The organism is Shewanella gaetbuli (genome assembly GCF_023284065.1).
GTDB lineage: Bacteria > Pseudomonadota > Gammaproteobacteria > Enterobacterales > Shewanellaceae > Shewanella > Shewanella gaetbuli.
Genome location: NZ_JAKIKP010000015.1, coordinates 84,724 through 91,043, shown reverse-complemented (window position 1 = coordinate 91,043; position 6,320 = coordinate 84,724). Strand labels below are relative to the sequence as shown.

Genomic DNA, 6,320 nt, shown 5'->3' with positions numbered 1-6,320 from the left:
GCAAATCACCGTGCCTAATGTCACTGTGGATGCCAATGGTAACTACAGCATTGATGGCGTCGATATCTCAGGTTTAGTTGATGGTGACATCACAGTAACCGCCACGGCCACAGATAATAACGGCAATATCGTTAACGATACTGACACTGATAATTTAGATGCTATCGAAGGTTTAATTACAGTTGATTTAGCCTTAAATGACAACGGCGCTACCGCTGATATTTCAGGTACCACCACTGACGTGCCAGCAGGCTCAACAGTCACGCTGGTATTAACTGATGCCAACGGCACGCAAATCACCGTGCCTAATGTCACTGTGGATGCCAATGGGAACTACAGCATTGATGGTGTCGATGTATCAGGCTTAGTTGATAGTGACATCACTGTGACCGCCACGGCCACAGATAATAACGGCAATATCGTTAACGATACTGACACTGATAATTTAGATGCGGTTGCCGGTTCGATTACCGTTGATCTTGTTCTTGATGATGCTAATTCTGCCGCAGATATTTCAGGTACCACCACTGACGTACCGGCAGGTTCAACAATCACGCTGGTATTAACCGATGCCAACGGCACGCAAATCTCGGTGCCTAATGTCACTGTAGATGCCAATGGTAACTACAGCATTGATGGCGTCGATGTATCAGGCTTAGTTGATGGTGACATCACAGTAACCGCCACGGCCACAGATAATAACGGCAATATCGTTAACGATACTGACACTGATAATTTAGATGCGGTTGCCGGTTCGATTACGGTTGATCTTGTTCTTGATGATGCTAATTCTGCCGCAGATATTTCAGGTACCACCACTGACGTGCCAGCAGGCTCGACTGTTACATTAGTATTAACCGATGCCAACGGCACGCAAATCTCGGTGCCTAATGTCACTGTGGATGCCAATGGTAACTACAGCATTGATGGTGTCGATGTCTCAGGTTTAGTCGATGGTGACATCACTGTGACCGCCACGGCCACAGATAATAACGGCAATATAGTTAACGATACTGACACCGATAATTTAGATGCGGTTGCCGGTTCGATTACGGTTGATCTTGTTCTTGATGATGCTAATTCTGCCGCTGATATTTCAGGTACCACCACTGATGTGCCAGCAGGCTCGACTGTTACATTAGTATTAACTGATGCCAACGGCACGCAAATCACTGTGCCTAATGTCACTGTAGATGCTAATGGGAACTACAGCATTGATGGTGTCGATATCTCAGGTTTAGTTGATGGTGACATCACAGTAACCGCCACGGCCACAGATAATAACGGCAATACCGTCAATGCCAACGACTCCGATAATTTAGATACCACGGCACCCACTCCATTGGTTGAATTTATTGGAATGGGAAGTGACGGAATATACAACGAAGCTGAAATCGGCAATGACAACACGGTAACAGCAACGGTAACCTTAGCCGCTGGTACACAAGTTGGTGACACGCTAATCGTCACTGACGATAATGGCACAGAACTGTTTAATGGCCTTGTCACTCAAGCTATGTTGAACAATGGTATTAACATAGAAGTGCCTGTCGGCTCGACAGATACCGAAGTCAATGTTACCGCTCAAATCATCGATAACGTGGGTAATATTTCCGCAATAGCAAAAGATAACCAAGGTGTTGACCGAGTGGGCCCTAGCTCACCAAGTATTCTCATTGTTGATGATGGCACCCCAGGCGATGGATTCTTAAATCAGGATGAAATCAATGCCAATGGCAGTGATATTCAAATTCAAGCGAATGTTAATCATACTGACTTGCTTGCTGGCGGCTTTGTTAACATCGCTATCAGCATTGATGGTCAGCCACCGCTAGAATTCGAGTTAAAGCTCGATAATGGTGTGTTAGTGAATCAAGATGGTTCAACACCTAATGTTGCATTTAACTATAGCAATGGTGTGATTACATGGACAGAAGCTACACCAAATGAAGGCCAAACTATCAGTGTTGAAATTACTCAGACTGATGCTGCTGGCAATCAATCTAATAGCGCAAACGATACTGCTATGATCAATAGCGTTGATGCACAAAATGATGGTGAAACCGGTGCGGCATATTCTGTTGAAGCTGACTTCACCTCTGGGCCAAATGTGCCTACAGATGTCAATGGTAATCCATTATTCAGCATAAGAGCGTTAACTTATGATAGTAATGGTAACCTCATTGAAGGTAACTTCACCACCATTAATGGCAACGGCATTGGTGTGGCTGGCAGTATCAGAGCCGATGGACAAATTGCAACACAAATAGAATATGATCCATCCACTGATCGTTCAGAAGGGATTGAAATCACCTTCAATGAACTGGTCAACAATGTCGAGTTCACTGCTGCGCGTTTATTTGCCGATGAGAATGGCGCTGAACAAGGTGTTTGGAAAGCTTATTACAACGGCGAATTAGTCGCTTCAGGCATCTTTAGCAATGCCACGGGAAGTACAGGAACTTTCAATATCAATACCGGTGATGCCGTATTTGATACAGTGGTATTTGAATCGACCAACAACCTTAACCCAATTACCAGTGGCGACTCATCTGATTACGTATTGACCTCAATAAGCGCAACGGGAGCGGGCTTAGGTGAAGGGGCTATTGTTACCAGTGAAAATGATGTATTAACCGTGAGTGATCCGGCAACAGGCCTACTTGCAAACGACAGTGATCAACAAGGTCATAACTTTACTATTTCATCAATTAATGGCACAGCGGTTTCAAATGGCTCAACGGTTCAGCTGCCAAGTGGCGCTTTACTGACCATTTATAGTGACGGCACTTATAGCTATAACCCTAATAATGCCTATGATAGCTTAACCGCGGGGCAAGTCACTCAAGACACGTTCACCTATACCATTACCGATGAATATGGGGCAACAGATACCGCAACAGTGACCATTAATATTATTGGTGCTCACGATGCTCCAGCCACAAGCCAAGATAACGTGACCACTGAAGAAGGTTCGGTGCTTTCATTAACCGATGCGTCCTTAATCAGTAATGACACCGATCCAGAGGGTCACTCAATCACCATTGCTGCATTTGCTAAAGATCAACTTGGCACAGATGAAATTGACACCGCCACCAGCGGTAATACATTCACTACAGCACTTGGCGGTATCGTCACCATAAACTCAGATGGTACGTATAGTTACCAGGCACCAAGTAATCTTGACCATAGCAATGGTGACGTAAGCGATAGTTTCTATTACAAAGCCACTAATGGTAATGCTGACAGCCCTTGGACGCTGATTAATATCGACATAACCGATACCGCACCTGATGCAATTAATGACAATGACAGTATCGGTTTTGGCGGTACTGCATACGGTAACGTGATTACAGGCGCTGGCACTGACGGCTCAGGGGCCGATGCCATTGGTGCAGACGATACCGAACTCACCAGTATCGTCATAGGCAATACAACCTACAGTACTTTTGATAACAACGATAATATTGTCGTTAACGTCAATGGCGGTATTCTGACAATCAACAAAAATGGTAGCTATACTTTCGAGTCGACCATTGTGGAAGCCGATGATCAGCCAACGTTAACACATGAAATTTTCTACACCTTAACGGACTCTGATGGCGACACCGATCAGGCTATACTCACCATCACTCAAGACTCAATGCCTGTTGTGGCCGATGACAGTAATAATGTATTTGAAGCTGGGTTAGCTTCAGGAACAGACTCGACTTCAAACAGCAATATCGCCACAGGTAACTTGTTAGATAATGATCAAGGCATTAGTGGCTCAACTAGCATCACTCATGTAAATGGGGTTGCGGCAACCAATGGCATGGTCACCATTACTACAGCACTAGGTGAACTAACCGTTTATACCGAAGATACTGCTGGCCATCGTGCAGGGGATTATGTTTACACATTGGATAGCAATAGCAGTGGTAATGATGTTTCTGAAACCTTTAACTACCGCCTAGAAAATGCCTTAAATGCATCTGATTCAGGTTCATTAACGATCAACATTGTTGATGATGTCCCCAAAACCACTGACATTACTCAGAACTTAATGACCACCCCAGATCCAATAACCACCAACATCACCATTGTGCTCGATGTATCAGGCAGTATGGGTGGAGGTGCCGGTAATGGTATGACCTACTTACAAACCGCAGTAGATGCACTAACCTCACTTATTCATGAAGTGGATAAAACCGGTGACGTCAATGTGCAGTTAGTGAGCTTTGCGAGTGGTGCAACAACTACAGGTTGGTTAATTGATGATATTGCTGAAGCCATTACAAAGTTAGAAGCCTTGATAGCTGATGGCGGCACAAACTACGCAAATGCGCTAAGCACTGTAATGAACAGTGGTGATTTACCTGATGCCGACCAAAGCTTCTTGTACTTTATTTCTGATGGGGAACCCAATAGTGGTGGCAAAGTTGATGCTAGCTTACAAGCCACTTGGGAAACTTATTTAAATTCAGGAGCTAATGGTGAGAGTTTATACGACATCGCCTTTGGTATTGGTATTGGCAATGCAATATTAACTGAGATTTTACCTATCTCTTACCCAGAGCCAGATGGCCAAGAGCAGTATGCAGTACAAGTAGATGACGCCAATGACTTAACGAGTACCATTATTGAGTATTTTGAAGATAACTCTATTTCGGGCAGTTTGGGCATTATCAATACCAATGCAACTGATGGAGTACTCATTGGTGCTGACGGCGGTATTGTCTCAAGTATTACTATTGATGGTACAACCTATCAATATAACGGCGTGGATGAAAGCCAAGCTATTACAACCTCATTAGGTGGTGTATTTACCATTAACTTCATCACTGGTATATATAACTACTCTATTGATGTTAACCGTAACGTGTTGAACCAACAAGAGAATATTGAAGTAGTACTCACCGATAACGATGGGGACTCATCAAACCTTGATTTAGTTCTCAACATTGATTACTACGCGGGTATTGATGCAAATACCAATAACATCATCACCAATATGGGCAGCGGTTCTACTATAGATATTCCAGTAGAATACTTAACTCATGGTGATAGAACGCCTTACGATACTCAGGTAACGAACCTAACTGGTGACGCTACGTTAAACAATGGTTCGGTTACAATCGCCAATGCGACTAATAACTCTACATTCAATTATGAGATTAGTGGAAATGGCGCAACAGATGATACCTATGTTGATGTTAGCGTTGATAACACCAATAAATTAATCGGTACAGCTGAAAATGACATCATTATTGGTCGCACACCTGCAACCAATGATGCCGTTATTAGTGCTACGGTTAAATCTGGTAATACCTATGATTCTAATGGCAATAACCAAATAGGCTTCAGCCTAGCCACTACTACCGCGGGGCTATTTATTGCCAGTATCTCTATCAATTTAAGAGCCGGATCAGATTCCAATGCTGAGTTTGACTCTTCTGATAGATTTGCTGTCGGTAATAAAACCAAGGGAATATCAAATACTGATAGTGATAATTTCGTTTACTCGGCCGATAACTCTGTACTCACCATTAATTTTGACGCCAATGATTTTACCAATGGAGATTCACTGTGGTTCTCGGTCGATACAGACTCACTAGGTAACGATACAGGGGCTGACTTTGCAAGCAGAACCGTTAGCTTTACCGTCATATTAAGTGATGGCACTGAACAAACCGGTGTGTATATTTCAGATGGCAACAATGGTTCAACAGGAACAATTGTATTTGCAGATGATCCATTTGACGTGGTGTTAGATGGTAAAAATGGAGATGACATATTAGTTGGTAGTGAAGGTAATGACCTACTGATTGGCGGAGAAGGTAACGATATTCTAATTGCTGGATTAGGAAACGATACCCTCCAAGGTGATGCAGGCAACGATATCTTTGTTTGGCAACAAGGAGACTTTGGCTCAGATACCATCACAGACTTTAATGTTACAGAAGATCAACTAGACTTAAGTGACTTATTGATAAACGAAGAGAATACTAACCTTGATACGCTATTGAATTTCAATTTTGAACCCGACGGTTCAACCATTATTGAAATCGATTCTGACGGCAATGGATCTATTGATCAAACCATTACTCTTGATGGTGTTGATTTGTCAGATATTTATGGCAGCACAGATGAAGGCGTAATTATTAATGGGTTACTTAACGATGAAGCATTAATTGTCGACACAAATGCGAATACCAACGTGTCAGCTCAAGGTATTGATCCCTTCATTAACCACCCTGACGGTCAAATACCGTAACAAAATAATGCATTTGCCCCATAGTAATATGGGGCAGGTTCATGGATACTTATTACAATAATAA

General features: G+C 43.0%; 1 protein-coding gene. It reads left to right on the top strand.

Annotation, left to right across the window (positions count from 1 at the left end):
- The first annotated feature begins 10 nt into the window (after positions 1–10).
- A complete protein-coding gene (locus L2672_RS15725; protein WP_248996792.1) occupies positions 11–6,256 on the top strand; it encodes an Ig-like domain-containing protein in 6,246 nt (2,081 codons plus the stop codon).
- The last annotated feature ends 64 nt before the right edge of the window (positions 6,257–6,320 follow it).